25 protein-coding genes are annotated in these 26164 nt (G+C 71.3%); 9 read left to right on the forward strand and 16 right to left on the reverse strand.

Annotated features, from left to right (window positions below):
* The coding region (locus DI005_RS36640; RefSeq protein ID WP_147263936.1) for a metal-dependent hydrolase at positions 1 to 771 on the forward strand (771 nt) is incomplete at its 5' end.
* A gap of 243 nt (positions 772 to 1014) precedes the next feature.
* Here DI005_RS36640 and DI005_RS36650 read toward each other — a convergent pair.
* A complete protein-coding gene (locus tag DI005_RS36650; protein WP_113645190.1) occupies positions 1015 to 1935 on the reverse strand; it encodes a phosphotransferase in 921 nt (306 codons plus the stop codon).
* A gap of 673 nt (positions 1936 to 2608) precedes the next feature.
* On the opposite strand from DI005_RS36650, the gene DI005_RS36655 reads away from it, so the two are divergent.
* Together DI005_RS36655 and DI005_RS38425 are read left to right on the forward strand one after the other, a co-directional pair.
* Complete coding sequence (locus DI005_RS36655; RefSeq protein WP_113645077.1) at positions 2609 to 3289, forward strand: hypothetical protein; 681 nt, start codon at positions 2609 to 2611, stop codon at positions 3287 to 3289.
* Positions 3290 to 3382: 93 nt separating this feature from the next.
* Positions 3383 to 3544: a hypothetical protein gene (locus tag DI005_RS38425; protein WP_158559952.1), complete on the forward strand. Its 162-nt coding sequence runs from the start codon at positions 3383 to 3385 to the stop codon at positions 3542 to 3544.
* Positions 3545 to 3595: 51 nt separating this feature from the next.
* On the opposite strand, the gene DI005_RS36660 is transcribed toward DI005_RS38425, so the two are convergent.
* The 10 genes from DI005_RS36660 to paaI form a co-directional block, all read right to left on the reverse strand.
* On the reverse strand, positions 3596 to 4762 hold the full coding sequence (locus tag DI005_RS36660; RefSeq protein WP_113645078.1) for a type III PLP-dependent enzyme: 1167 nt from the start codon (positions 4760 to 4762) through the stop codon (positions 3596 to 3598).
* Positions 4759 to 6444, reverse strand: coding sequence for an IucA/IucC family siderophore biosynthesis protein (locus tag DI005_RS36665; protein WP_113645079.1), 1686 nt, complete (start codon positions 6442 to 6444; stop codon positions 4759 to 4761). The genes DI005_RS36660 and DI005_RS36665 overlap by 4 nt, the downstream gene beginning before the upstream one ends.
* On the reverse strand, positions 6441 to 8057 hold the full coding sequence (locus tag DI005_RS36670; protein ID WP_112264681.1) for an IucA/IucC family siderophore biosynthesis protein: 1617 nt from the start codon (positions 8055 to 8057) through the stop codon (positions 6441 to 6443). The genes DI005_RS36665 and DI005_RS36670 overlap by 4 nt, the downstream gene beginning before the upstream one ends.
* A complete protein-coding gene (locus tag DI005_RS36675) occupies positions 7952 to 9427 on the reverse strand; it encodes an IucA/IucC family protein (RefSeq protein ID WP_233520445.1) in 1476 nt (491 codons plus the stop codon). Before DI005_RS36675 ends, DI005_RS36670 begins: the two co-directional genes overlap by 106 nt.
* 170 nt (positions 9428 to 9597) lie before the next feature.
* Positions 9598 to 10599 carry a 2,3-diaminopropionate biosynthesis protein SbnB gene (gene sbnB / locus DI005_RS36680; RefSeq protein WP_113645081.1) on the reverse strand — a complete coding sequence of 334 codons (1002 nt, stop codon included), beginning with the start codon at positions 10597 to 10599 and terminating at the stop codon, positions 9598 to 9600.
* Between the two features lie 11 nt (positions 10600 to 10610).
* On the reverse strand, positions 10611 to 11600 hold the full coding sequence (gene sbnA / locus DI005_RS36685; protein ID WP_113645082.1) for a 2,3-diaminopropionate biosynthesis protein SbnA: 990 nt from the start codon (positions 11598 to 11600) through the stop codon (positions 10611 to 10613).
* 158 nt (positions 11601 to 11758) lie between these two features.
* Positions 11759 to 12193 (reverse strand): hypothetical protein, encoded by a 435-nt coding sequence (locus tag DI005_RS36690; protein WP_113645083.1) that lies wholly within the window; start codon positions 12191 to 12193, stop codon positions 11759 to 11761.
* A gap of 187 nt (positions 12194 to 12380) precedes the next feature.
* Complete coding sequence (locus DI005_RS36695; RefSeq protein ID WP_113645084.1) at positions 12381 to 12962, reverse strand: TetR/AcrR family transcriptional regulator; 582 nt, start codon at positions 12960 to 12962, stop codon at positions 12381 to 12383.
* Between the two features lie 12 nt (positions 12963 to 12974).
* On the reverse strand, positions 12975 to 14258 hold the full coding sequence (gene paaK / locus DI005_RS36700; RefSeq protein ID WP_113645085.1) for a phenylacetate--CoA ligase PaaK: 1284 nt from the start codon (positions 14256 to 14258) through the stop codon (positions 12975 to 12977).
* Positions 14255 to 14644 (reverse strand): hydroxyphenylacetyl-CoA thioesterase PaaI, encoded by a 390-nt coding sequence (gene paaI, locus DI005_RS36705; protein ID WP_112264746.1) that lies wholly within the window; start codon positions 14642 to 14644, stop codon positions 14255 to 14257. The genes paaK and paaI overlap by 4 nt, the downstream gene beginning before the upstream one ends.
* Before the next feature lie 101 nt (positions 14645 to 14745).
* Here paaI and DI005_RS36710 point away from each other — a divergent pair, with 101 nt between their 5' ends.
* Positions 14746 to 16011, forward strand: coding sequence for a cytochrome P450 (locus tag DI005_RS36710; protein ID WP_113645086.1), 1266 nt, complete (start codon positions 14746 to 14748; stop codon positions 16009 to 16011).
* Between the two features lie 9 nt (positions 16012 to 16020).
* Complete coding sequence (paaE, locus tag DI005_RS36715) at positions 16021 to 17103, forward strand: 1,2-phenylacetyl-CoA epoxidase subunit PaaE (protein WP_113645087.1); 1083 nt, start codon at positions 16021 to 16023, stop codon at positions 17101 to 17103.
* A gap of 697 nt (positions 17104 to 17800) precedes the next feature.
* On the opposite strand, the gene DI005_RS36725 is transcribed toward paaE, so the two are convergent.
* The 4 genes from DI005_RS36725 to DI005_RS36740 form a co-directional block, all read right to left on the reverse strand.
* Positions 17801 to 18676 (reverse strand): LysR family transcriptional regulator, encoded by an 876-nt coding sequence (locus DI005_RS36725; protein ID WP_113645088.1) that lies wholly within the window; start codon positions 18674 to 18676, stop codon positions 17801 to 17803.
* Positions 18677 to 18695: 19 nt separating this feature from the next.
* Positions 18696 to 19451, reverse strand: a complete 756-nt coding sequence (locus DI005_RS36730; protein ID WP_113645089.1) for an SDR family oxidoreductase — start codon at positions 19449 to 19451, stop codon at positions 18696 to 18698.
* A gap of 121 nt (positions 19452 to 19572) precedes the next feature.
* On the reverse strand, positions 19573 to 20811 hold the full coding sequence (locus DI005_RS36735; RefSeq protein ID WP_170200636.1) for a cytochrome P450: 1239 nt from the start codon (positions 20809 to 20811) through the stop codon (positions 19573 to 19575).
* 34 nt (positions 20812 to 20845) lie between these two features.
* Positions 20846 to 21292, reverse strand: a complete 447-nt coding sequence (locus DI005_RS36740; protein WP_158303228.1) for a MarR family winged helix-turn-helix transcriptional regulator — start codon at positions 21290 to 21292, stop codon at positions 20846 to 20848.
* A 64-nt stretch (positions 21293 to 21356) separates the two neighbouring features.
* On the opposite strand from DI005_RS36740, the gene DI005_RS36745 reads away from it, so the two are divergent.
* The 4 genes from DI005_RS36745 (at position 21357) to DI005_RS36760 (ending at position 25774) form a co-directional block, all read left to right on the forward strand.
* Positions 21357 to 21779, forward strand: coding sequence for a hypothetical protein (locus DI005_RS36745; protein WP_199543539.1), 423 nt, complete (start codon positions 21357 to 21359; stop codon positions 21777 to 21779).
* Between the two features lie 34 nt (positions 21780 to 21813).
* On the forward strand, positions 21814 to 22896 hold the full coding sequence (locus DI005_RS36750) for a sensor histidine kinase (protein ID WP_112264654.1): 1083 nt from the start codon (positions 21814 to 21816) through the stop codon (positions 22894 to 22896).
* Entirely contained in the window at positions 22893 to 23567 is a 675-nt protein-coding gene (locus DI005_RS36755; protein WP_113645091.1) for a response regulator transcription factor, read from the forward strand. The genes DI005_RS36750 and DI005_RS36755 overlap by 4 nt, the downstream gene beginning before the upstream one ends.
* Positions 23568 to 23662: 95 nt before the next feature.
* Positions 23663 to 25774, forward strand: coding sequence for an MMPL family transporter (locus DI005_RS36760; RefSeq protein ID WP_113645092.1), 2112 nt, complete (start codon positions 23663 to 23665; stop codon positions 25772 to 25774).
* Here DI005_RS36760 and DI005_RS36765 read toward each other — a convergent pair.
* A complete protein-coding gene (locus DI005_RS36765) occupies positions 25764 to 26150 on the reverse strand; it encodes a VOC family protein (protein ID WP_113645093.1) in 387 nt (128 codons plus the stop codon). The two genes, DI005_RS36760 and DI005_RS36765, sit on opposite strands and share 11 nt — an antisense overlap.
* Positions 26151 to 26164: the final 14 nt, after the last annotated feature.

Genomic DNA, 26164 nt, shown 5'->3' on the forward strand with positions numbered 1-26164 from the left:
CACGCGCTCACCGGCTGGTGCGCCGGACTCGCCGTCGCCCCCTTCGCCGGGGTCACCACGCTCGCGCAGGTGCTGGTGTTCGCGGCGACGACGGCCGGTTTCGCGCTCCTGCCGGATCTCGACCATCCCGGAGCGCGGGCTTCGAAGCTGCTGGGCCCGCTCACCGGCGGGCTGTCGTGGTTGCTGCGCAAGGCATCGGCCTGGCTCTACGCGGTCACCAAGGGGCCGCGCGACGAGCGGGGCAAGGGCACCCACCGGCACCTGTCGCACACGTTGCTGTTCGCCGTGGCGCTCGGCTTCGCCACGTCGGCGGGCACCGAGGCCGGTGGCCCGTGGGCGGTCGCGGGCGTGGTCCTGTTCGGGCTGCTGCTGGCGGAGGACGCACTCGGCGACTGGCTGCTGCCCGTTTCGGGCGGCGCGGTGGTGTGGTGGGTCTACGAGAACAACCCCAACGCGCTCGCCGAGCTCGACGCCGTCACCGGGCTCCTCGGCATCGCGGTGGCGCTGGGCTGTTTCACGCACTGCCTCGGCGACGCGCTCACCGAGTCCGGTTGTCCGTTCCTCTTCCCGCTCCCGATCGCGGGCGAGACGTGGTACGAGCTGCGCCCGCCGAGCTGGCTGCGGTTCCGCACCGGCAAGGGCTTCGAGAACGGCTTCGTCTTCCCCGCGTTCGCGGTGCTCGCGGTGCTGCTGATTCCCGGCGTGTGGACGGCGATGGTGGGGTTCGTGCAGGACATCCTGGTTGGCACCGCCGTGGAGGCCGACAGTTAGGCCAGCCACGCCAGCATGCTGCCCCGCGACCAGCAGCGGCCGACGGCCTGGGTGCGCAAGGCCGACTGGCCGAACAACGCCAGGCCGATGATGCTGTGGCCCGAGGCGCGGCGATCAGCGAGTGTCGGTACCGTCGGCGCGACCCCCACCCCTTCCGCCGGCACCCACGCCCCGGATCTCCAGACTGGGCGAGACTTTTCGGGCACATCGGCTTCGCCTCGCCTGGCCGCAACCTGGTAGGACCTAGGCGTTCGCCTGGCGGAGCCGTTCGGCGGCCTGTGCGCGGACGGCCTCACCGGACACTGGTGGGTCTCCGTGCAGCGCCTCCCAGCGGGCGTTGTGCACGGCGGCCCAGAGGCTGGCCGCCCAGGCGATCTCCCACTCCTCGGCGGTGAACCGGCGTCCCCGTAGGTCCAGGTACGCCGCCAGGAACGCGGCGGAGCTCTCGACCGGCGCCAGCGTGGGAGGTGAGGCGCTCGCGAACGCGCCGCACGCCGCGCCCACCAGTGCCGCCTCCGGCTGCCACGCCAGGCTGTCCCAGTCGTGCACGGCCCACACCTCGCCGTCGTGCCAGCGGAGGTTCTGCGCCTCGAAGTCGGCGTGCCCCAGCACGCACGGCAGGTCGGCGGCCAGCAGTCGCCTTCGCACCCTGGCGGCCGTGTCGACAACGTACGCGGGCACGGCGCTCTGGTCCCGTTCGTCGAGGAACCCGATCGCAGGCCACAAGCCGGGATCGGCGTGGTCCCATCGAGCCCAGCGCGGATTCGGCAACGGCGGCGCGACGGTCACGTCGGCCAGCTCGGCCATCAGCCGCGCGAACACCGCGGCGTAGCGTACGGCGACGTCCGGCGAGTCCCCGCGCATCAGCTCACCGCCCGGCCGCAACTCCTCGGCGTGCACGGCGAGCCCATCGACGGCGACAGGGGGCGTGAGCGGCCGGGCGCACGGAAAGCCCCGCTCCGCCAACCGGGCCTGCGCGGCGACACACGACGATGCCCGGCCGTCGTCCTCGCGCGCCTTCAGCACCACCTCGCGCCCATCGGACAGCCGCAGCCCGAACACGGCCGAGATGCTCCGCTGCTCGAACAACACGCCGGCCGGCTCGTGGCCCAGCCGGTCCACGCACCAGGCCGGCAGCCAGTCCGGCAGCTCCTCCGACGGCACGGTGACGACTGTGCCAGGTTCGCCGGGCCCCCGGAAGCCGCCGGTCACGGGGCCTCGCTCCCGGCCACTAGAACGGCGTTCGCGCTGGTCTCCACCACCGGCCACCGATGACCGCCCGCTTTACCTGTGCCCGGCCGTTCCAAGGCGCGAGCGTTGTGCGCAGTACGAGCACCGCCGCGCCGAGAAGAAAGGCACAGCGAAGTCATGGCACCTCCTCCGGGACTCGCACCAGTGGCCGACCACCCCGCCTCCACCGCACTCAGGGACGACGACCTGAAAGGCACCATGGCGGAGTACGCCGCATGGATCGACTACCTGACCGGCTACCGAGAGCACGACGCACCCCGGCGCATCCGGTTCATCAACGGTGAACACCTCGAGGACGGAAGAACCGAGGTCGATCTCAACAAGCCCACCGACCAACCGTTGATCAGGGAGGGCGAGCACTACGAGGTCATCGGTTCGGTCATCGACGGGGCCGACCCTTCCACCGTTTTCGAGGCGGCCCTTGCCCTCGCCAGGTGCAGTCCCGCCGCGCTCGGGACGGCGTACGACGGGTTCGCGACCGGCTACCTCTGCGTCGGGGGCACCGGAGACACGGGAGAGCGGACGGGTGAGGCGACCGGGGCCGAGTACCCGATGTTGCTCCCGCTGAACTCGGACTTCGCGCCAGATGCGCAAGGGCTGGATCGAGGACGGCAACGCCAGAGCCCACGACTGGGAACAGCGGTGGATCAGGTTCGCCGTCGGCAACGAGAACGCCTTCCTCGCCGTCGCCGAAGCGTTCGCGCTGTACCAAGCGGTGTACCTGGAAGCCCGGCGCGCGCTGGACCAGGCGGTGAAGGGCCTGATCGAACGCTTCGAGGCCAAGATCACCACCTCGCCGGCCGAGGCGCCGGCCGCCGGTCCGAACTGGTTCGCCGCTCTGCTCGCCGGAGCCGGGGTCGTCGGCGTCACGATCGTGACCGGAGGGTCGACGTTGCCGTGGCTGGTGTCCGCCGGCGCGATCGGGGCCGCCACCGCCGCCCTCCAGGAACAGGCCGGGAAGTCGCCGGCCGAGTACGAAGCCGTGGACCCCGGCCGCTGGAGCCACCTCCTCAACGGATTCTGCGAGGAGGTGACCCGGCAGCTGAACCAGTTCGCCGGTGAGATCGACAGCGTTCGCGACAACCTGGGCACGCGGATCGCCGAGATCCGCAACGGACACTCGATGGATCCGCCCGCGCTCGACGAGTCGATCAAGGACATCCCGCCTCACGGGCGCAACATCGTCCCCGGCCAGCTCAAGAGCGGGGTGAGCCGCTGGCTGGATCCGAAGGTCGATTCCCTTGCCGCGAACAGTCGGGAGTACTAGGCGGGCGTCGACACGATCGCCGCTGCCGACTGGGGTTCGTCCTCGGGCTTTCCGGCCATTCCCCTCGCTGGTCAGAACTTCGGGAGCAGGGCTGTGTCCCTCGGGCAGGAAGCCGTCGACAAGCACGACACGATGGTCGACTCTCTCCGGCAGTACGGTGAGGCCCTCCGGTACGTCGCCGACACCGCCCAGGCGGCCGAGGACAACGCGGTCGGGATCATGAACAACCTCCTCGCGACCGTCGAGGGCCTGTAGGAAGCAGCTGGCCTGGTGTGGACCAGGACTGTCACGACGGACTCGAAGGTCTCACCGACGGCGTTCGCTCGGCGTGTACACGTGCTCGGGGTGCGGGTGGCTGAGGAAGTCGTGGTGCGAGATCTCCCAGCCGTACGCGCCCGCGTAGTGGAACTCCAGCACGTCGCCCGCCCGCACCCCGTCCACCACCACGTCCCGGGCGAGCACGTCCTTCGGCGTGCACAGCTCGCCGACCACCGTCACCGGCTCGCCGTGCACGCCCGGCCTCGGCAGGGCAGCGGGCCACGCCTCGACGGAGCGCACGCTGAAGGGGTGGCTGTGCTGCCACGAAGCGGGCAGCCGGAAGTGATGGGTGCCGCCGCGCACGAGTACATAGTGGACACCGTGGTTGCTCTTGACGTCCAGCACCTCGGTCAGGTAGCTGCCGCAGGCGGCGACCAGGAACCGCCCGCACTCGAAGTCGATCTCCCTCCAGTGCCCGGGAAACGTCCCGGCGAGCCGGGCGAGCCCTTCGGTGAACCGGTCCCAGTCGAACTGCGCCGTCAGGTCCGCGTAGTTCACACCGATCCCGCCGCCGACGTTGACGACCTCGCAGTGAACCCCGAACGCCTCCTCCCAGCTCGTGATCTTGCGCCGGTAGAGGTCGAGCATCGCGAGATGCGCCTCGGGCGAGAGGTTGTTGGACAGCGAGTGCAGATGGAAGCCCGCGAACGCGACGCCGGGCAGCTCGACGGCCGCCCGCACCGCTTCGGGAAGTCGCGCCTCGTCGATGCCGAACTGGGTGGGACGGCCCGCCATCGCGAGGGTGGCGCTCGGGAACGGGCAGGCGAGGTTCACCCGTAGCAGCACCGCAGCGGTCCGGCCTAGCCGCGTGGCGACCTCGGAGATCCGGTGCAGTTCAAGCACGCTCTCCACGTGCAGCCGCGCGACCCCGGCCGTGAGCGCCTGCTCGATCTCGGCCGGCGTCTTCGCCGGACCTCCGAAGAGCACCTCGCCGTCGGACGCCACGGCCCTCGCCTTGGCCAGCTCACCACCGGAGGCAACCTCGAACCCGGCCACGAGTGGCGCGAGCGTGCGCAGGACCGGCTCCGCGCTGTTGGCCTTCATCGCGTAGAACATGCGGCAGCGTTCCGGCAGCGCGGCGACCACCTTGCCGGCGTGCTCGGCGAGTGCGCCCAGGTCGTAGACGTACCGGCACACCGGCTCCGGCGCGGTCATGAGCGCGCCAGCGGGTTGGGGACGCGGTGCAGCCGCAGTTCCGTGTCCGGCAGCAGGCGGCGAGTCGTGAGCCTCTCGACGGCGACCTCCGGCTTGAACACGTCGAACAGCGGCTCACCGAATCGCTCGTGGTGCTCGCGCACCACCTCGCCGACGATGGCCCAGAAGTCGCGTTCGGACAGTCCGTGGGCGTCGGCGAGGAAGATCGCCAGCTCGCCGATGTTGACGAAGAGGAACGCGTCGAGCATGAAGTCGGCGACGAGCTCGGGGTCGCCCGTCTCGATGAAGGAGTTGCGGTTTCGGTGGTACGACGGCGTTCCCCGCAGCTCCGGGCACAGCGACGGCTCGGCCAGGTGCTCGCGCGAGAAGCGGATTCCGTCGTGGAAGTCGCGCAGCGCGACGCGCGAAGGCAGGCCGTCGCGGTGGAGCAGCACCATGTTCTGCGCGTGCGACTCCAGTGCGATGCCGTGGCGGCAGAGCAGGTGCACGAGCGGCACCACGGCCACCTCGGCGAGCCTGCGCACCCAGGCCCGCACGCCGTGCTCGCGCACCCACGGGTCGAGGAAAGGCGTCCCGTCCCGCTCGCGGGCGGTGAGCGCGGTGAAGGGCGCTGCCCGCTCGCCGGGGTCGAGGAACGGGTGCAGGCTCTCGCGCCAGATACAGGCGAGCGTGCCGTAGCCGTCCTCGCGAAGGAACTCCGCGGCGGGCTCGGGGTTCACGGCCGTTCCCATGACCTCTGCGAGCAGCACGGTGCGCAGCTCGTCGTCCAGGAAGGGATCCGATGCGACGACGCTTCGCAGCCAGTCGGAGACCAGCGGAGCGTTGTGCACGGTATGGGGCGCGAGCACCCGGCTGGTGGAGGTGTTCAGCAGCGACATCGCGAGCTTGAGGTAAGGCCGGTTCGGCTGGTCCACACAGGACAGCGTGCGGATCGACTGCTGCGGCAGGAACTCGTGCGGATCCTCCCCGAGCACCACCAGCTCGCCCGATCGCAGTTGCCCGGAGAACGCTCTCGCGACGTGTTGACGCCACTGCCACGGGTGCACGGGCACGAGCGTGTACTCCGGCCAGGGTGTCGTGACGGCCTCGCCGAGCTGCCCGCGCAGGAAGGTGTGCTCTTCGACCGTCGCCGACGTGGTCACCTCGGTGATGTCCCGCCGCGCCGCAATCCACAGTGGACGGATCGGGTGAGCGAACTCGGGGCCGTAGGCCAGGTTGTCGGCGACGTCGAAGCCGATGCGGGACTTGTATGCGGGGTGGTAGCGATGCCCGTCGGTGACGCCGCCCTCCAGCGCGTCGAAGCCGGACCCTGCGAGCACGCCGCGGCGGCAGTACTGCGCGAGTGCGTCGTTGAGCAGCGTGTGCTCGAGTTCCCGTGCGAACCGGGCGAGGCATTCGGGATCGGCGTCGAGGCGATCGGAGATCTCGCCGAGGAACCGGGTCACCGACTCCGGTTCCCGTCCGTCGCGAAGGATCTCGTCCACCGTCACGCGGTCGAACGTGAACCGCCGCCTCGCACTGAAGGTGTAGGTCACGCCGCCCGCGCCCGCGATCGTGATGTCGTCGCTGGTGCGCACGGCGCCCTCGTAGAGCAGCGACTCCAGCAGCTGTCGCAGCAGCCTGCGCCGCACCGTCCGCGTCGTCGGCGCGGTGAGCGCGTGCTGGACGAGTTCGTGGGTCATGGCAGCTCCCGCAGCGGGTTGGGGACGTCGACGTAGTGGGGCCGCTCACCACGACCGGTGAAGCGGCTGAACAGGTTGGCCTTGGCGGGCAGCGTGGGGCAGGCGAGCAGGTCCCCGGCCTCCGGCCTGCCCGTCAGGTGCTCACGCGCGACCCGCCACAGGCGGTCCTCCCCGGCGCCGGTGTGCAGGCCGAGCACGTGCACGACGTGCCCGAGCTGGTTGGTCACCGCGTGGTAGCGCAGCCGCAGCCACGCCTCGTCCTCGTCGTAGAGCACCGGGCTGTCGGGCGCGACCAGCTCGTGCCGGGCACGCGTGCGGCTCGCCGACACGCCCTCCAGGTCGCGCACCCAGAACCCCGTCGGCCGGCCGTCTTGCGTGCACAGCAGGGAGTTCTGCACGTGTGCCTCGAAGCTCACGCCGTCGGAGGCGAACGCCGACAGCAGCGGCAGCAGCGAAACGTCGAGGTAGCGGCGAAGCCACTCCTCCGCAGGCCCTTCGATTCGCGGCGGATCCTCGAGCCACCCGGCGAGCACCCTCGGCGCTTGCCCGTTGCGGGCGAACGGATTCCGCCGGAACAGCACGGCGAGGTCGGCCGCCAGCCCGTCGCTCACCACGCGCGGGTCGAGGGTGCGGTAGCCGCTCTCCAGCACCACGCCGAACCCGTCCAGTGCGGGCAGGCGCGCGGCGAGCAGGCTAGCGTCGGCCGCCCTGCGCAGGTGTTCGAGCGGGTTGTTGCGGACGAAGTTGGTGATGCGGACGTGCAGCGGGAGCTTCCACGAAACCGGGAACTCCGGGTCGCACACGGTTCGCACGGACGACGTCGGGTAGACCGGCCTGCCGAGCGGGCCCAGCGGCACCAGCGCGCCCTGCTCGATCAGCGCGGTCACCTCGGGCAGCCCTCGCAGGTATCCGGCCTGCCACGGATGCACCGGCAGTGCCTCGTACCCCGGCGGGATCTGTGCGGCGACCTCGTCGGGCACCCAGTCGCCCGGCGCCACCCGCACGTCCACCACCACCTCGCTCGCCACGGCGAGGTAGTAGGGCACGAACTCCGCGCCCAGCTCCGGTGAGTAGCGCCCGAGGTCGGCATCGGTGAACCCCTCGGCGCTCTTCGGCGTCGGGTGGAACGGGTGACCGAGCAGAACGTTCTGTTCAGCGTGGCGGGTCAGCGCGTGCGCGCCGGTGCCCGGCTGACGCCTGCCATGGCCGAGGTAGCGGGCCGTGCGGCTGACGCTGTTGCCGATCTGCGCGGCCAGCTCGGCGGCACCGGCGCACCCCGTGGTGGCCTCCAGCTCGGCGAGCAGCGCCGCGACGAACTCGGCGTGGCCCGGCGTGGTGTGCTCGGCGTAGCGGTGGTGGCCGCACGGAGAGCGGTGCCGTACCTCGGCGCGCAGCGTCCGGCCCGTCGCGGGCAGTCGCACCAGCAGCTCGCCGGGTGCGACATCGTGGACGCCGGTCTCCCGCAGGTAGGCGTTGAGCAGCCGGGTTCGGGCGGCGTGCTCGGCGGCTACAACAGCAGCGGGTTCGGGACTCGTCCCGTGCTCGCCGGCATGCTCACTCCCGCCGAGGAGCCCTGGCGCAGCAGCGGGCCGAGCACCTGCCTGCTCGGCCACGTCGGCGAGCGCAGGAGCAGCCGCTCCACCTCTGGGGGCGGGCTCGTGCGGTCGAGGCAGGTGGTCAGTGCCGTGCGGAGCTGTTTCCACAGGAGCTTCTCCGTGATGCCGTAGTGCCGGGACAGTGCGTCGGCGATGCCGTAGAGGTTGACCTGCAGGCCCAGCGTCTGCAAGTAGCCGACGAGCGCCTCCGGTTCTCCGAGCACGAGCGACTGCCGCGCACCCGGCTTGACGCGGTAGCGCGGCTGCTCCACCCCCGCGGCCCGCATCCACTGTGGATGGACCCGCAACGTGTCGTGGTCGCGGAGCACGAACCGGGCCGGCAGCCCGCCGGCCAGTGTCACGGCGACGTTCTGGCCGTGCAGCTCGGGCAGGACGCCGTAGCGGAGGAAGCCGAGCGCCATCGCGCAGAACGCCTCCGCGAGCGCCGTGAAGAACGGCACCGGATCGCACTGCCAGCCGCTCGCGTGGAGTGCGGGTGCGGCGAACGCGCCCATGGGCACGGCGTCCAGGACGTCGGCGGGGTAGGTGCGCACCTGCGCGGCGAGGTGGCCCGGCCGGTCGGCGAACTCGTCGTCACCGGCCCAGCCGCACCAGGTGCGCTCGTCACACACGGTCACCAGCGCCGCGAGGTCCGGATCGCGGGCCAGAATCGCGCGCATGGTGCGTTCCGCGCGCTCGCCGTTGTCGAGGTAGCGCGGTGGCAGCAGCCGGGTCGCGCCGAGCGTGGCGATGCCAAGCGGCAGCTTCACGTGGCGCGCCTGCCCGGGTGCGACGAGCGTGCGCAGCGACGACGTCGGCCGGAACTCGCCGAGCCCGCGCGCGAACGGACGGACGTCGCCGCTGGTCAGCTCGGCGGCGAACTCCCTCGGCAGCACGTGTTCGAACTGCCATGGGTGCACCGGCAGGAGGTGGAACCCCTCGGGCGGTTCCGGCGCGGCCTCGCCGAGGAGCAGGCCTGCGAGATCCCTTGCGCCGGAGCCGAAACGGAGGTGGCCGGTGCGCACGGCGACCCAGTCGAGCGGGAGCGGGTCGGTGCGGGTGGTGCCGTAGCGGGCGAGGTCGGCGGCCGACCAGCCGGCGGCGGCGCGCGCGGTGGGGTGGAACGGGCGGTTGCGGCTCGCTGCGAACCGTTCCCCGGCGAGCATCCCGAGCGTGCCGCCGATGGCGCTGTGGTGAGGCGTGGCCGTCACCTCGCCGTGTTCGACGGCCGTGTGCAGGTCGCGGGCGACCTGCTCGGCGAAGGGCTCGCCGCCGGCGACGACGCGGATCAGCTCGTCGGGCGTGACCCCGGTGGAGCCGTGCAGCACCGGCCCTCCAGCGAAGCGCACCCGCTGCAACGCGCCGCCGTCTCGCACCCGGAATCTCACGTCGCCGACGCGGTACCACTCGCCATCGAGGACCCCCTCCCCAAACCCGCAAACCCCTTCCCGAACGAGCGCGTCCACCAGATCCCCCATGACCTGTTCGAGTAGTCCCCCAAGGCCACCTTTGTTGCGTTCAACGCAACAAAGGTGGCCTTGGGGGCAGTCGGGGTCGCTCAGTAGAGGGTCAGGCATGTGCCGACGTTCCGGGACTCGGCGCGGCGGTAGATCTCGGCCGCGCACGCGATGTCCTCCACCGCCATCCCCATCGGGTTCAGCAGGATGATCTCGTCGTCCGTTTCCCGCCCCGGCCGGGTGCCGCACAGGATCTCACCCAGCTCGGCGTGCAGCTGCTCGCGCGAGAACGAGCCCTCCAGCACCAGCTGGTTGATGATCTTCTTCTCCCGGTTGCTCTGCTCCCAGTCGTCCACGACGACCTTGTCCGCGCCAAGGAAGACGTCCTTGTGCACGTCCATGATGGACACGTTCGCGAGGAACGTGCCCGGCTTGAGCCACGAGAACGCGATGTACGGCTGGTCGGTGACGGTGCACGGCACCACGACGTCGCCCGCGCGCACCGCGTCCTCCGCGCTCGCCGCCACCCGCACCGTCGCGCGGTCGCCGACACGCTCCGCCAGCGCCCGCGCGGCGTCCTCGCGCACGTCGTAGGCGTGAATCGTGGTGAGGGAGGGGAACTGCTGCAGCAGCGCGGTCACCTGCGTCGTGCCGATGAGGCCGCAGCCGATCAGCGACATGTCCGTGAAGTCCGGCCGCGCAAGGTGCCGCGCCGCCAGGCATGTCACCGCCGCCGTGCGCCAGGCGCTGACGAGCCCGCCCTCCATGATCGCCACCGGGTAGTTGGTTTCCGGGTCGTTGAGCACGATCACCGCGCTCGCGCGCTCGAGCCCCGACTCCGGGTTGTCGTGCTTGCTGCCGACCCACTTGATGCCCGACATTCCGGCCTCGCCCGAGGAGCCGACGTGCGCGGGCATCGCGATGATCCGGTCGGCGATGTGGCCCCTGCCGACGCGCAGGTACGGCTTGAGCGGCTGCACGGTCAGGCCCCGCGCGTGTGCGACGAGCGCCGAACGCAGCGCGTCGACGTAGAGATCGGAGTGGTCGCCACCGACGGCGGCGACGTCGCCGCGCGTGAGGTAACGGATGCGGGGCTCGGACATGTGGATGCTCCTCAGGCGTTGTCGCGGCGGGATTCGGCTGCGGCGAGCCATTCGTCGTCGTAGACGAGGTCGAGATAACGGTCGCCTCGGTCGGGGAAGATCGCCACCACCCGGCACGGCCTCGGCAGCGACGGCAGCGTGCGGCGGATCGCGGCGACGACGGAGCCCGTGGAGCCGCCCGCGAAGATGCCCTCCGTGGCGAGCAGTTCGCGGCAGCCATGTGCGGCGTCCACGTCGTCGACGTGCACGACCTGGTCGATCTCCTGGGGGCTGCACAGCTCGGGCACGCGGCTGGAGCCGATGCCGGGGATCTCGCGGCTGCCCGGAGCGCCGCCGAAGATCACCGACCCGACGGCGTCGACGGCCACCACCCGCAGGGCGGGGAAGCGCTCGCGCAGCCTGCGCGAGCAGCCGAGGATGCTGCCGGTGGTGCTCACCGCGGCGAAGAGGTAGTCGGGCGGGCGCACCAGCTGCTCGGTCAGCTCGGCCCCGGTGCCGTGGTAGAACGCCTGCCAGTTGCGGTCGTTGGCGTACTGGTTCACCCACACGGCGCCGGGGGTGCGCGCGAGCAGCTCCCGAACCCGGCGGAGGCGGCTCTGCAGGTAACCGCCCGCGTCGTCCACCTCGGACACCAGTTCGACCTCGGCGCCCAGCCGGTGCAGTAGCGCGAGGTTGGCCGTGGTGGTCTTGGGATCGACGACGCAGGTGAACCGCAGGCCGTGCACCCTGGCGGCCACTGCGAGGGCGATCCCGAAGTTGCCGGAGCTGCTCTCGATGAGCCTGGCGCCCGGCCGGATCGAGCCGTCCCGCAGCCCGCTCTCCACGATGTAGCGCGCCGACCGGTCCTTCATGCTCCCGCTGGGGTTCAGCAGCTCCAGCTTGGCGACCACCTCGGCGCCCCGCTCGGGGAAGAGGCGGCGCAGGGCGACGACGGGAGTGTTGCCGACACAGTCGAAGACGGATTCGCCGACGGACTCGGCCACGGACGAAGCGGTGGTCACTGGACTCCTCGGCTCGGCAGGTCGCACCCCTATAAGGTAAGTCTTACCTTACCAGAGCTGTAACTGTCGATGAGGGCGTCGACACCCGCCGTCACCGGACAGGCTGGTGCCCCGGGGGCGCGGGGTCCCCGGGGCACCAGGTCCGGGCCAACCGGCCGTCAGCCGTCCGTCGAGGCCGCTACGTCCTCGTCGTCGTCGTCATCATCATCGGTCACGAGCCAGTCCTCGTCGTACACGTCGGAGGGCTCGGCCTGCTCGTCGTCGGTGGCCGCCCACGTGCTGCTCGACGCCGCACCGTCCTCGCTCGCCGCGGCGCTCTCGGTGTAGTAGGCCGCCTCACCATCGCCGTCCGTACCGGCGTAGGTCAGGTCGGAGGCCGCACCGGCGGGCCCGGCGTACTGGCTCTCGGTGACGTACGAGACGCCCTGCTCCTGGCTGCCCGCGTTCGCCGCCACCTGCTCGGTCGCGACGCCGTCGGGGCCGACAACGGCCGTCTCCGAGCCGTATTCGTCGGCGGAGGCCAGGCCGGCCGACCCGAACGCGAGGGGCAACGCCAGCGCAGTGGCGACCATGGTCCGTCGAACTGTGCGCATGAGATGATCCTTTCTCTGTGTTCGCACAGAGATGGGACCTGGTCTTCATCGCTTTGCCTGGCACCGAAGGCCAGGTCCCGTTTTCCTTACGCGAGACTCATCGGGAGTCTCGGCTGTGTTGCTACCCGGCGTTTTCGCTCGCTAACCCCCAGTTCCCGGCCGGGTCCACTGTGTTGGTGACCTCTGCTCAGGCCCGCAGGCGGATCCCTTCGAAGGCGATTCTCGCCACGGCCTCGGAGATGTCCGTTCTCGCGCGAGCCGGGCGATACCACTCGATCAGTGAGTTCACGAGACCGAAGAGCAGGCGCGCGGTGACCGCGGGATCGACGTCGGGCCGGAGGTCGCCCTCGCGTTCAGCCTCGGCAACCAGCTCGGCGACGATCCGGTCGAACTCGCGCCTTCGCGCCAGCGCGGCGCGCTCGACCCTCGTGTTGCCGCGCACGCGCAGCAGAAGCGTCACGAACGGCAGCTGCTCCACGAGCAGTCCGACGCTGCCGCGCACCAGGTACTCCAGGCGCTCGACGGCGCGGCCCTCGACCGAGGCCGCCTCGTCGGCGACCGCGAACAGCCCGTCGAGCGCCCGGTTCACGGCGAGCCGCAGCAGCTCCTCCTTGCCAGGCACGTGGTGGTAGATCGCCGACTTGGTGATGCCGAGCCCGCGGGCGAGGTCCTCCATGCTGGTGCGGTCGTAACCGCGTTCGTTGAACAGCGCGACCGCGCACCGCAGCACCGACTCGAGGTCGTGACCGGGCCGTCCCCTGCGGGCCATCGGGATGGCCGGTCAGGTCTCGCGCCGGTCGATCACCCGGCGCATCTTGCCGACCGAGCGCTCCAGGGTGCCGGGATCCACCACGGCGACGTCGACGCTCACGCCCACGCCGTCCTTGACGAGCGCCACGATCTCGTCGGCCGCCGCCTTCCTGCGCTCTGCGGGCGCGTCGGGTTCCGCCTCGACGTGCACCGTCATGTGGTCGAGGCGGTCGCGTTTGGACAGCACGAGCTGGAAGTGCGGGGAGAGCCCCTCGACGCGCAGCACGACTTCCTCGATCTGGGTCGGGAACACGTTGACCCCGCGCAGGATGATCATGTCGTCGGAGCGGCCGGTCACCTTTTCCATCCGCCGGTGCGCCGGCCGTGCGGTGCCGGGCAGCAGCCGGGTGAGGTCACGCGTGCGGTACCGGATGATCGGCAGCGCCTCCTTGGTGAGCGAGGTGAACGTCAGCTCGCCCAGCTCGCCGTCGGGCAGCACGGTGCCCTCGATGGGATCGACGATCTCCGGCAGGAAGTGGTCCTCCCAGATGTGCAGCCCGTCCTTGGTCTCCACGCACTCCTGCGCTACGCCGGGGCCCATCACCTCGGACAGTCCGTAGATGTCCACGGCGTCGATGTCCATGCGGCTCTCGAGCTCGGCCCGCATCTGCTCGGTCCACGGCTCGGCACCGAGGATGCCCACCCGCAGCGACGTCGAGGCCGGGTCGATGCCCTGCTGTTCGAACTCGTCGAGCAGCGTGAGCAGGTATGACGGCGTCACCATGATCACGCGGGGCTCGAAGTCGGTGATGATCCGCACCTGCCGCGCGGTCATGCCGCCCGACGCGGGCACCACCGTGCAGCCCAGCTTCTCGGCGCCGTAGTGGGCGCCGAGTCCGCCGGTGAACAGGCCGTAGCCGTAGGCCACGTGGACGGTGTCGCCCGGTCGTCCGCCCGCCGCGCGGATCGAGCGCGCCATGAGCGTCGCCCAGTTGTCGATGTCGGTCTCGGTGTAGCTGACCACGGTGGGCTGACCGGTGGTGCCGCTGGAGGCGTGGATGCGGCGGACCTGCGACTTCGGCACCGCGAACAGGCCGAACGGGTAGTTGTCGCGCAGGTCGGCCTTGGTGGTGAAGGGGAACTTCGCGAGATCGGCCTGCTCCCGGCAGTCGTCGGGATGCACACCGGCCTCGTCGAACCGGCGGCGGTAGAAGGGCACGTTGTCGTAGGCGTGCCGCAGTGTCCACTGCAGACGCTTCAGCTGGAGGGCGCGGAGCTCGTCGACGCTGAGCCGTTCGGCGGTGTCCTGTGTCATGTGACTTCCCTGTCGATGACCCTGCTGCGGCCACGGAACTCGGCGATGACGGTGCGGCCCTCGGGCCCCTCGCGATGCACGGTGACGTCGTAGATGCCGTTGCGCCCGAACCGCGTGCGCTCCTGCGCGGTCGCGACGAGGTGGTCGCCGAGCCGGGCGGAGGCGACGAACGAGATCTCGGCGCCCGCCGCGACGGTCACGGGGCCGTGACTGTTGCACGCGCACGCGAACGTGGTGTCGGCGAGCAGGAAGACGTAGCCGCCGTGGGCGATGTCGTGGCCGTTCACCATCGTCGGCGTGATCCGCATCGTCGCGACGGCGTGCCCGCCACCGGCCTCCCGCAGCTCGATGCCGAGCGTCTTCGACGCCTCGTCAACGGCGAACATGTCGAAAGCAGCGTTGCCCTGCACCAGCCACACCCTTGCCAACTGACCGAATGGACGGTTAATACTGGGTTTGCCGAGCAGTCGGTGTCAAGGGAGAGCCGATGAGTGTGCCCGACGTCTTCGATCCGACCGTCTTCGCGCGTGGCCTGCCGCACGAGCGGTTCCGCGTACTGCGGGACACCGCACCGGTGAGCTGGCAGGAGGAGCCCGAGGTGCTCGGCTGGCCCGAAGGCCCGGGCTACTGGGCGGTGACGCGGCACGCCGATGTCCGGCACGTGCTGCGCACGCCCGAGGTGTTCTCGTCGTGGCTCGGTGCCACGCAGATCCGCGACCCGGAGCCCGACGACCTGGCCTTCATCCGCCGCATGATCCTCAACATGGACCCGCCGGAGCACCAGCGCCTGCGCCGGATCGTCTCCGGCGTGTTCACCCGGCGCAGGCTGGAGCGCTCGGCCGAGCGGATCACCGAGCGGGCCCGCGCTCTGCTCGACGCCGTCGCCCCGCGCGGACGCTGCGACCTGCCTGTCGACGTCACCGACGACTTCCCGCTGGCCAACCTCGCCGACCTCCTCGGCGTGCCGGCTGAGGACCGGGGACTGCTGCTGCGCTGGACCAACCGCGTGATCGGCTACCAGGACCCCGAGCACGCCGAGATCGTCCGGGGCCCTGACGGCAAGCCGGTGAACCCGCGTTCGCCCGCGCAGCTGCGGGACATGTTCGGCTACGCCCTCCGGCTGGCCGAAGCCAAACGGGAGCAACCCGGCGACGACCTGATGAGCGCGCTCGTGCGGGCGTCGGTCGACGGCCGGGCGCTCGACGACGCCGAGCTGCAGATGTTCTTCTTCCTCGTGGTGATCGCGGGCAACGACACCGTGCGCAGCGCATTGCCCGGCGGGGTGCTCGCGCTGGCGAACCACCCGGAGCAGTACGCGCGGCTGCGGGCGGACCCGGCGCTGCTTCCCAGCGCGGTCGAGGAGATCCTGCGCTGGCACCCGCCCGTGCTGAGCTTCCGGCGCACGGCCACGCGCGACGTCGAACTGGGCGGCGCGCACATCCGGGCGGGCGACAAGGTGGTGGTGTACCACTGCTCGGCGCACTTCGACGAGCGCGTGTTCGCCCGCCCCGGCACGTTCGACATCACGCGCGAGCCCAACGACCACCTGGCGTTCGGAGACGGCCCGCACCTCTGCCTCGGCGCGCATTTCGGGCGGTTGCAGCTGAGGATCTTCTTCCGGGAGTTCCTCTCGCGGCTGCCCGTTGTGGAGCTCGACGGCGAGCCGAGGAGGCTCACGTCGAACTTCATCAACGGCATCACGCACCTGCCGCTGCGCTGGCGTCCCGTTGTCCCTGGCCACGACGGCGCCTAGGGTCGGAGGATGAGCGCTCCGGCGAGGCCGAGGTCCCGAACGACCTTCCACCCGCTCACGGTCGCCGACGTCACGCGGCTCTGTGACGACGCGGTGGCGGTCACCTTCGACGTCCCGCCGGAACTGGCGCGGGAGTACGATTTCCTGCCCGGCCAGTCACTGACGCTCCGGCGCACGGTCGACGGCCGCGAGGAGCGCCGGTCGTACTCGATCTGCGCGCCCGCGGGCGACCGGCCGAGAGTGGGTGTGCGAGAGGTGCCCGACGGCCTGTTCTCGACGTGGCTCGTGCGCGACGTCCGGCCCGGCGACGTGATCGAGGTGGGCACTCCCACCGGGAACTTCACGCCGGACCTCGCGGCGCCCGCCCACCACGTGCTCGTCGCAGCGGGCTCAGGGATCACGCCGGTGCTGTCGATCGTGGCGTCCGTGCTGCGCAACCCCGCCACGACGGTGACCCTCTTCTACGGCAACCGGCGCACCGACACCGTGATGTTCGCCGACGAGCTGGCCGATCTGAAGGACCGCTACCCGGCGCGGTTCGAGCTCGTGCACGTGCTCTCGCGGGAGCCACGCGAGGTGGAGCTGTTCAGCGGACGGCTCGACGCGGAGAAGCTCACCGACCTGCTGCGCCTCGTGCCGGAGCCGGACCGGGTCGGCCACTGGTGGCTGTGCGGACCGTTCGGCATGGTCACCGACGCGCAGGACGTGCTCGAACGGCACGGCGTCGGCTCGTCGCGCGTGCACCAGGAGCTGTTCTTCGTCGAGGACGTGCCACCCGATCCGGTGCGCCACGCCGAGCCCGCGCTCGTCGGCGAGACGAGCGAGGTGACCGTGAAGCTCGACGGCCGCATCACCACGGCGCTGGTGCCGAAGTCCACGGCGGTCCTCGACGGCGTGCAGCGCGTACGGCCCGACCTGCCGTTCGCGTGCAAGGGCGGCGTGTGCGGCACGTGCCGCGCGAAGGTGCTCGAGGGCGAGGTCCACATGCGCCGCAACTTCGCGCTGGAGGGCGACGAGGTGGCGGAGGGCTTCGTGCTCACCTGCCAGTCGCGCCCGGTCACCGACACGGTGAGCGTCGACTACGACGCCTAGGGCAAAATCGTTCGGGTGAAGCTGACGGGGCGGGGGGCGCGTGGTCTCGTCGGCGCCGGTCTCGTGGGATGCCTGGTGTGGTCGGTGCTCGTCGAGGCGGCGATGCCGTCGTGGTTCAATCTCGACGATTCCTGTCCCGGCGCCACGGGCGTCGAGCGGGACTACTTCCCGCCGAGCGCGACGTGCTTCTACGAGGGCGACCGCGCGGTCGGCTACCTCCCGCTGTTCGAGACCGTCGTCCTGACCGTCGTCATCGTGCTGCTTGCGGCCCTGACCGTGTCCGGGCTGGTGCTGCTCTGGCGGCAGGCCCCCTCGGACGTGGGCGGCCCGCGACCGAACCGGCCGGTGCTGCACGTGCTGTGCGCGGCGGTGTTGGGTGTCGTGGCCGTCGTTGTGGCCAGGACCGTGGTGATCATCGCGCTGCTGCTGGGCGGTCCACCGGGTGGCATCACCGCCTTCGTCGCGGTCGCGCTCGGGGCAATCGGCGCGGCGAGCGCGCTGGACCGGGCCTTCGGGCCGAGCGGGGGAGCGAGCGGCCGGCGCGCGACGGCCCTGGTGGTGATCAGCAGCGGCGCGATGTTCGCCCTCGTTCTGGCCGCCAGGGATGCGTACGTACAGGAGAACACTTTGCTCGGGCCCGGCTGGGCGATCGCGGCGGCCGGAGGCGTATCTGCGGCCGTGGCGGGAGCCCAGTGGCTCAGCCGCTGGCCGCGCGGAGGAAGGCCTCGCGGGTCTCCGAGCCGACGTGCCGGGGCCACAGCGCGTGCAGCGGGACGTGGGAGGGCGGCTCGAGGACGAGCACGCGCACCCGGCCGCCGGCCGCGAGGCCCGGAGGCGCGGTGACGAACGCGACGTGGTCGGTGCCGATCACGGCGGTCTCCGGCGGGGTGCCCTGGATCGGGTTGCGTTCCAAGCGCGGCTCGAAGCCGCCCTGGCGGCAGAGGTGCAGTAGCAGCTCGGTGTAGCCGGACCGGCCGGGGTGCCCCCACACCATGATCGGCTCGTCGGCGAGGTCACCGAGCCGCACCGAGTCGTGATCGGCGAGGCGATGGCCGGCGGCGACGGCGACCTGCAGCCGCTGGCTCCCCAGAGTGCTGCGGGTCAGCCCGCGGATGGGCGTCATGGCCCGGCACAGCCCGAGGTCGAGGTCGCCTGCCAGCAACTGCTCGGTCAGCTCTCCGGGATAGCGCTGGTTCACCTGCGTGGCCAGTTCGGGCTGGGTGGCGTGGACCCGGCGGATCAGCGCGGTGACCTCGTCGCCGGTGACCGCCGGGGTGTGCCCGATGCGCAACGTCTCCGCCTCACCCCGGCCGATGCGGCGAGCGCGCCGCACGGCGGAGCGAGCGATGCCGTGCAGCACGCGAGCGTCGGCGATCAGCGCCTCCCCCGCGGGCAGGACGGTGATGGTGTTGCCGCTGCGGTCGAGCAGGTCCACGCCCACCTCGCGTTCCAGTGCGCGGATGGAGCTGGACAGTGCCTGCTGGGACAGGTGAAGGCGCCGCGCGGCCCGCGTGAACGTGCCCTCCTCGGCCACCGCGATGAGGTGTTCGAGCTTGTGCAGGTCCAGTCCCATGCGTGCCCCCGTCCGACGCTCAGCGGGTGGTGTAGCCCCCGTTCGGGAACAACGTCTGTCCCGTGAACCACCATCCCTCGGTGGCGAGGAACGTGACGATCGGGGCGATGTCCTCGATGCGGGTGAGCTGGTTGCCCAGCGCCTGCGACTTGTGGAACTCGACCCGTTCCGGTGTTTCCTGAGGGTAGAAGAACGGGGTGTCCATCGGGCCGGGGGCGACGGTGTTCACCGAGATGCCCCGGTCGGCGAACTCCTTGGCCGCGGCGCGGGTGAAGTGCTCCAGCGGAGCCTTCCCGCCGGCGTAGGTGGAGTAGCCGTCGGTGAACGCCGCCAGCAGCGACGTGCCCAGGCTGATGATCTTGCCTTTGTCGTTGAGCCGCCGTCCGGCTTCCTGGATGAAGAAGTACGCCGCCTTCGCGTTGATGCCGAACATCCGGTCGTACTCGTCTTCGGTGGTCTCCAGGATCGGCTTGCGCAGCACCATCCCGGTGGTGTTCACCGCGACGTCGACTCCGCCGAACGTGTCCACGGCGGTGTCGAACAGCCCGCGCACGTCGGCGACCCGGGTCAGGTCCCCCTGCACGGCGATCGCGTCGGCCCCGGCGTCCTTGACCGCGGTGACGGTCTTCTCGGCGTCCCCAGCCGACGCGTCGCTGTGGTAGTGGACCACCACGTTCGCGCCTGCCTCGGCGAAGTTGGTGGACAGCAACCCACCCAGGTTCTTCGCGCCGCCGCCGATGACGACGACCTTGTTCCGCAACGTCCGCTCAGTCATGCTTCGCGCTCCCTTCGTTCCTCGTGATCGCGGCACCGACGCTAGGTCGCCACCGCGCGCGGTGGGAAACACGAAGATCGGGTAGCCCCACAAGCGTTGCCGGTAGCCCCTGGAGGAACGCCTAGAAACCGCTGGTGCAGGTGGGTGTGAACCGCACCGGCAGCGCGGTGAGCCCGCGCATCCACACCGACTGCCGCCACACCAGCGCCTCCGGGGCCACCGCGAGGTCGACGTCCGGCAACCGGTCGAGCAGCACCTCGATCGCGGACTCGACGATGGTCGCCGCGATCTCCTGAGCCGGGTACGGGCAGCCGTGCTCGCCGTGGCTGAACGACATGTGGGCCTGGTTGTCGGCGGAGCCACGGCCGGGCTCCGGGTGCACCAGCGGGTCGGTGTTGGCCGCGGCAAGGCCGAGCACCACCAGGTCGCCCGTGTGGATCCGCCTGCCGGCGAGGTGGGTCTCCCTGGTGGCGAAGCGGCCGATGAAGTTCTGGGTCGGCGTCTCCTCCCACAGCACCTCGTTCAGGGCCTGCCGCACGCTGCGGCGTCCGCCGGCGAGGGTCGCGGCGAAGCGGTCGTCGGTGAACATGAGCCGCAGCGCGTTGCCCATCCAGTCCGCCGTCGTCAGCTGTGCCGCGCCCATCGTGAGGAAGAGGTCGGTGGCGATCTGCTCGTCGGTCAGCTCCACCACCGGGTGCGAGAGTATTCGCGAGGGCAGGTCCTCGCCCGGGCGCACGCGCTTGTCCCGCACCAGCCGCAGCATCCGCGCGACGATGCGCTCGTGGGCGCGGACGGCCTCGTCACCCTCGTCGGCCGAGGCCGCGACGTCGCGAACCAGTTCGGGTGCCTCGGCGTCGGGAAGGCCGAACAGCTTGGCGAGCACCAGCAGCGGGATCTGGTGGGTGTACTGCGCGATCAGGTCCGCCTCGCCCCTGGGGGCGAACATGTCGATCAGCCGGTCGGCGATCTGCTCCACCTGCGTGCTCAGCTCCACCTGGTCGACGGCGGTGAGCGCCTCGTGCAGGGCGGGGGAGAGCCTGCGGTGCTCCTCGGCGTCGCTCAGGATCGAGCTGGGCTGGTACTCCACGTACGGGCGCAACGACCAGTCCGGAGACACGCGGCTCCAGCCGTGCCAGTGCCGCGACGTGCGGGCGAACAGCTCGGGGTTGTTCGTGACGTGCAGCAGCTCCCGGTAGCCGAGCACGAGCCACGCGGGCACGCCGCCCTCCAGCAGCACCGGCGCGACGGGGCCGTACTGCTCGCGCATCTCGCGGTAGAGCCGGGCCGGCTCGTTCTGGAACCGAGGGCCGTAGAGGGCGGGCAGCGTCGCGAGTGCCGGCGGCACGGAAGGTGGCGTCACGGGGGCGGAGCCTAGCGCTGCAGTGCGACCAAGATCACGCGAGCCGGTCGGCATGCTCGCGGGTCACCTCGGCCAGCCGCCGCGCGATGCCGGTGAACTGCCGCAACGCCGTCGGCGGCAGTCCGTCGAGCGCCGCCGTCGCGTCGTCGGAGACCGGGTGCCACACCGACTCCCGCAGCTCACCGTGTTCGGCGGTGGTCTCGATGACCTGCGCGCGCCGGTCGTCGCTGCTCGGCCTCCTGCGCGCGTAGCCTGCCCGCGCCAGCCGGTCGACCACCTTCGTGACGGCGGCGGGGCTGAGGTGGGCGAGCCGGGCGAGCCGCCGCGCGTTCATCGGCCCTTCGCGTTCGAGGATCTCCAGACAGTGCAGGTCGTTGCGGTTGATGCCGTACCGCGCCGCGACGGCGTCGAGGAGCAGCTCGGTGGCCGAGTGCAGCTCCCTGGCCGCCCGGATCGCCTCGGCCGGGCCGGGTCCGTTCATCCACCCCCCAAGTAGTTCACGGCGTGTACATTCAATGTTGTTGACTATATCTGCGGGGGCGCACATGGTTGCCACACCGGCCAGAACGGGCTGGGCCACCGCCGCGGCGGTGCTCTACGCGCTGTGGGGCGTGCTGCACGTCGGTCTCGGGGTCACGATGGTCGCCGGCGGGTTGTCCGCAGGGCTGCCGGATGAGGAGACGGCAGCCGAGAGCCTGATGTTCTTTCTCTGCGCCATCGTGTTCGGAGCGCAGGCCGTGGTGGTCGCGGTGACGCTGAACCGGGTCAACGACCGCGTCGGCCACTGGCTGAACCTGACGGTGCTCGGTGCGGTCGACCTCGCGTTCCTCGTTGTGCTCGTCCTGCCAGGCCACGTGGACCTGGCGGGTGGCCTTTCAGGGCCGCTGCTCTGGTTGCTCGCCGCGATCTGCTCGACGCTCGCGATGCGCGCGGGGACCCCTAGGGGCAACGGCCGGGTCTTCCCCTGATGCGGCCGGAAACCGGTTCTGCCATGGTCTGAGCATGCCGATCGGACTGTTCCCGCGCGCGCGGGACGCGGGCCTCGCACTCGGGATCACGGCGATCGTCGTCGGCGGCACGCTCGTGCACGTGGCGGCCGACGACTCCCCGGGCAGGCTCACCCTCTGGTCGTGGGCACTGCTGCTCGTCGCCTGCGCCGCGCTCGTCGTGCGCCGCCGGTACCCGGTGGCGGTGGCCGTGACGACGCTGGTGGCCTCGGGGCTCTACTACCCGTTCGTCGGCCCCGACGGGCCGATCGTGGTCACGTTCGTCGTCGCCCTCTACACGCTCGCGGCGTGCGGGCGCGTGCTCGTGGCGGCGGGGCTCGGCCTCGTCGCGCTCGCCGCCACCGCGTACGGGGAGTACCTCAGCCCGGTGCAGCACGTCGGCAACGCCGGGCTCGCCATGCTCACCGGCTGGCTCGTCGCGAGCATCGCGCTCGGCCGGGCCCGCCGGACCCACCTCGCCTACCTGCGGGAGGCCGAGGAGCGGGCCGCCACCGAGGAGCGGTTGCGCATCGCGCGGGAGCTGCACGACGTGCTGGGCCACAACCTCTCGCTCATCAACGTGCAGGCGGGCGCCGCACTGCACCGCCCCGACGCCGAGACCTCGCGCGCCGCGCTCGAGGTGATCAAGCGGTCGAGCAAGGACACCCTGCGCGAGCTGCGCTCGACGCTCGGCGTGCTGCGCGGGGCCTCCGCCCCTGCGCCTGGACTGGCCACTTTGGACGAGCTGGCCGAGCAGGCGAGGGCCACCGGGCTGACCGTGGTCACCGAGGTGGACGGCGAACGCAAGCCGTTGCCGCCCGAACTGGACCTCACCGCCTACCGCCTCGTGCAGGAGGCGCTCACCAACGTGCGCAGGCACTCGGGCGCGAGCACGGCGACCGTCCGGATCAGCTACACCTCGCGGGACCTGCGCGTCGAGGTCACCGACGACGGCAGGGGCGGCCGCGCCCAACCCGGCCACGGGATGCGGGGCATGAACGAGCGCGTGCGTGCGCTCGGCGGCGACCTCACCGCGGGCGGCCAGGCAGGCGGCGGATTCCGGGTGAGCGCACGGCTTCCGCAGGGAGCGGGCGTATGATCCGCGTTCTGCTCGCCGACGACCAGACGCTCGTGCGTGCGGGCTTCAGGTCCATCCTGGACGGTGACGACGACATCTCCGTCGTCGCCGAGGCCGCCGACGGGGAGCACGCGGTGCGGCTCGCCCGCGAGCACCGGCCGGACGTCGTGCTCATGGACGTCCAGATGCCGGGCACCGACGGCCTGGAGGCCACGCGCCGCATCGCCGGGGACGAACGGCTCGCCGGGGTCAAGGTCGTCATCCTCACCACCTACGACGTCGACGAGTACGTCTACGGCGCGCTGCGGGCCGGTGCGAGCGGGTTCCTCGTCAAGGACACCGAACCCGTCGAGCTGCTGCAGGCCGTGCGCGTGGTCGCGCGAGGGGACGCGCTGCTGGCACCCTCGGTGACCCGCAGGCTCATCGCGGAGTTCGCCGGGCGCGTCTCGCGGCCGGAGCCGAGCCCGAGGCTGAACTCGCTGACCGAGCGCGAGCGCGAGGTCATGGCGCTGGTCGCCGCGGGACTGTCCAACGACGAGATAGCCGACCGCCTCGTGCTCTCGCCCGCGACCGCCAAGACCCACGTCAGCCGCATCATGACCAAGCTGGCCGTCCGCGACCGCGCGCAGCTCGTGGTGCTCGCCTACGAGTCGGCCATGATCACTCCCGGTTGGCTGAATCAACCCAGGTAGTACGGGATCTCCCGCAGGGGACGACCTGTGTGGTACGCCGGTTCGGCACCGGTGCCGGACGCGCCGGGGCATACCGTCGGCGGACGCTGCCCCGCATGAACACACCAACGTCAGCACCGAGCCGGCTCACCCGGCTCGCCGCCTGGGCACAGCGGCGGCACTGGCTCGCACTGGGCCTCTGGCTCGTGGTGCTCGCCGCGATCACCGTCACCTCACAGGTGGTCGGCGCGGACTACCACGACGACCATTCGCTGCCCGGAACCGAATCGCAGCAGGTGATCGAGACCTTCGAGGAGCACGCGCCCGCGCAGCGGGGGGAGACCGTGCAGGTCGTGCTCGCCCACGACCAGGGCGTCACCGCCCAGCGCGACCGCGTCGACGCGCTGCTCGCCGAGGTTTCCCGGCTGCCCCACGTCGCGGGCGTGCAGAGCCCGTTCACCACGCCCGGGGCCGTATCGCCCGACGGCACCGTCGCCTACGCCACCGTCGCGCTCGACCCGGACACCCCTGCCGAGGACGTCCGCTCGCTCATCGAAACCGGGCAGAGTGCGGCCGGTGACGGGCTGCGGGTCGCCCTCGGCGGCGACCCGGTGAGGGAGGCCGAGGAGGGAGGAGGCGGCGCCGCCGAGGGCGCCGGGATCCTCGCCGCACTGGTGATCCTGGTCTTCATGTTCGGCTCGCTGCTCGCCGCCGCCGTTCCCATCGTCACCGCGGTGCTCGCGGTCGGCAGCACCATCGGCGCGATCGCGCTCGTCTCGTGGGTCGTCGACATGCCGTCCTACGCGCCACCGCTGATGATGCTCGTCGGCATCGGGGTCGGCATCGACTACGCGCTGCTGATCTTCTCGCGCTACCGGAGTGAGCTGCTGTCGGGCCGGGACCGTGAGCAGGCCGCGCGCGTCGCGCTCGACACGGCGGGCCGCTCGGTGCTCTTCGCGGGTTGCACGGTGATCATCGCGCTGCTCGGCCTGCTCGCGCTGGGGCTCGGCTCGCTTCGCGGGGTCGCCTTCGCCGTCGCGCTGACCGTGCTGGTCACGATGGCCGCGTCCGTCACGCTGCTGCCCGCGCTGCTCACCGTGTTCGGGCGGCGCATCGAGCGCAGGATCAGGTCCCGCGCGAGCCGCCGTGTCCACGGGCAGCGGTGGCGGGCGCTCGCCGGTGCGGTGCAGCGGCGGCCCGTGGTGTCGCTGGTGGTGCCGGTCGCCCTGCTCGGTGCGCTGTCGCTGCCCGCGCTGGACATGCGGCTCGGCTTCGCCGACGCGGGCACGGAGGCGGAGGGATCCACGACCCGCGAGGCGTACGACCTGCTCGCCGAGGGCTTCGGCCCCGGCGTCAACGGGCCGCTGATCGTCGTGTCCGAAGGGGACAGTGGATCGTTACGTCAGGCGGTCGAATCCACGCCGGGCGTCGCGAGCGCGACACCGCCGCAGTCGCTGTCCGGCGGCGTGTCCACGATGCTCGTGTTCCCCGACAGCGCACCCCAGGACGCGGCGACGCATGAGCTCGTCGAGCGGCTGCGCACCGACGTCCTGCCTGACGTCGCCGAGCGGACCGGCGCGTCCTACCTCGTCGGCGGGTCGGTGGCGGCGGCCGACGACTTCGCCGGCGAGGTGAGCGAACGGCTGCCGCTGTTCATTCTCGTGGTGGTGGGCCTGTCGGCCCTGCTGCTCGCGGCGGTGTTCCGATCGCTGCTGATCCCGCTCAAGGCGGCCGTGCTGAACCTGCTCAGCATCGGCGCGAGCCTCGGCGTCGTCACGCTCGTGTTCGGACAGGGGCTGTTCGGCGTGCAGGAGGGCCCCATCGAGGCGTTCGTGCCGGTGATGATCTTCGCGATCGTGTTCGGGCTTTCGATGGACTACGAGGTGTTCCTCGTCGCCCGCATGCACGAGGAGTGGCGGCGCACGCGCGACGCGGCACACGCCGTGCGAGAGGGGCTCGCCGGCACCGGCGGGGTCATCACCGCGGCGGCGGCGATCATGATCGTGGTGTTCGGCGCGTTCGTGCTCAGCCCGGACCGGATGCTCCAGCAGTTCGGGCTCGGCCTGGCCGTGGCGGTGCTGCTCGATGCGTTCGTGATCCGCTGCCTGATCGTGCCCGCAGTGATGCGCCTGTTCGGCGAGCGGGCCTGGTGGTTGCCGAGGCGGCTCGACCGGGCGTTGCCCAACGTCCGGCTGGAGCACGACGAGCGGGTGGGCGTCAGCTCGTGAGCACCTCGTGCAGGCACAGCACGTTGCCCTCGGTGTCGTGGAACCACGCGGCGCGCTCGTCGCCCATGGTCGCGATGTGGTCCACGGTCCTGAGGTCGTCGCTGTCGAAGTCGTCGAACCTGACGCCGTGACGCTCGAGCTCCTTGATCTCGGCGGGCAGGTCGGTGACCTCGAAGCTGAGTGCGGTGTGCTCGCTCTGCGTGCCCTCGGGCATGGGCCGCAGGGCGAGCACGTCGCCGGCCCCGGCGGCGAAGTAGACCGAGCCGTCGGGGCCCGTGCCGGTGCGCTTCAGTCCCAGCGACTCGGCGTAGAACCGGCCCGCGCGCTCGACGTCGGTCACCGGCAGCAGTGTCGTGACGGGCGATGTGGTGAGCATGATGACCTCCTCGC

Source organism: Prauserella sp. PE36 (assembly GCF_003311655.1).
GTDB classification, from domain to species: domain Bacteria; phylum Actinomycetota; class Actinomycetes; order Mycobacteriales; family Pseudonocardiaceae; genus Prauserella_A; species Prauserella_A endophytica.

What these genes read in the sequence shown, in the direction of transcription:
- DI005_RS36660 (WP_113645078.1), bottom strand. Translation starts at nt 4,762, where the DNA reads ATGACCGCGCCGGAGCCGGTGTGCCGGTACGTCTACGACCTGGGCGCA.
- DI005_RS36730 (WP_113645089.1), bottom strand. Translation starts at nt 19,451, where the DNA reads ATGACTGAGCGGACGTTGCGGAACAAGGTCGTCGTCATCGGCGGCGGC.
- DI005_RS36745 (WP_199543539.1), top strand. Translation starts at nt 21,357, where the DNA reads ATGGTTGCCACACCGGCCAGAACGGGCTGGGCCACCGCCGCGGCGGTG.
- DI005_RS36695 (WP_113645084.1), bottom strand. Translation starts at nt 12,962, where the DNA reads ATGGCCCGCAGGGGACGGCCCGGTCACGACCTCGAGTCGGTGCTGCGG.
- sbnB (WP_113645081.1), bottom strand. Translation starts at nt 10,599, where the DNA reads ATGTCCGAGCCCCGCATCCGTTACCTCACGCGCGGCGACGTCGCCGCC.
- DI005_RS36740 (WP_158303228.1), bottom strand. Translation starts at nt 21,292, where the DNA reads ATGAACGGACCCGGCCCGGCCGAGGCGATCCGGGCGGCCAGGGAGCTG.
- DI005_RS36765 (WP_113645093.1), bottom strand. Translation starts at nt 26,150, where the DNA reads ATGCTCACCACATCGCCCGTCACGACACTGCTGCCGGTGACCGACGTC.
- DI005_RS36725 (WP_113645088.1), bottom strand. Translation starts at nt 18,676, where the DNA reads ATGGGACTGGACCTGCACAAGCTCGAACACCTCATCGCGGTGGCCGAG.
- paaE (WP_113645087.1), top strand. Translation starts at nt 16,021, where the DNA reads ATGAGCGCTCCGGCGAGGCCGAGGTCCCGAACGACCTTCCACCCGCTC.
- DI005_RS36750 (WP_112264654.1), top strand. Translation starts at nt 21,814, where the DNA reads ATGCCGATCGGACTGTTCCCGCGCGCGCGGGACGCGGGCCTCGCACTC.
- DI005_RS36655 (WP_113645077.1), top strand. Translation starts at nt 2,609, where the DNA reads ATGCGCAAGGGCTGGATCGAGGACGGCAACGCCAGAGCCCACGACTGG.
- DI005_RS36710 (WP_113645086.1), top strand. Translation starts at nt 14,746, where the DNA reads ATGAGTGTGCCCGACGTCTTCGATCCGACCGTCTTCGCGCGTGGCCTG.
- paaK (WP_113645085.1), bottom strand. Translation starts at nt 14,258, where the DNA reads ATGACACAGGACACCGCCGAACGGCTCAGCGTCGACGAGCTCCGCGCC.
- DI005_RS36760 (WP_113645092.1), top strand. Translation starts at nt 23,663, where the DNA reads ATGAACACACCAACGTCAGCACCGAGCCGGCTCACCCGGCTCGCCGCC.
- paaI (WP_112264746.1), bottom strand. Translation starts at nt 14,644, where the DNA reads ATGTTCGCCGTTGACGAGGCGTCGAAGACGCTCGGCATCGAGCTGCGG.
- DI005_RS36665 (WP_113645079.1), bottom strand. Translation starts at nt 6,444, where the DNA reads ATGACCCACGAACTCGTCCAGCACGCGCTCACCGCGCCGACGACGCGG.
- DI005_RS36755 (WP_113645091.1), top strand. Translation starts at nt 22,893, where the DNA reads ATGATCCGCGTTCTGCTCGCCGACGACCAGACGCTCGTGCGTGCGGGC.
- DI005_RS36690 (WP_113645083.1), bottom strand. Translation starts at nt 12,193, where the DNA reads ATGCGCACAGTTCGACGGACCATGGTCGCCACTGCGCTGGCGTTGCCC.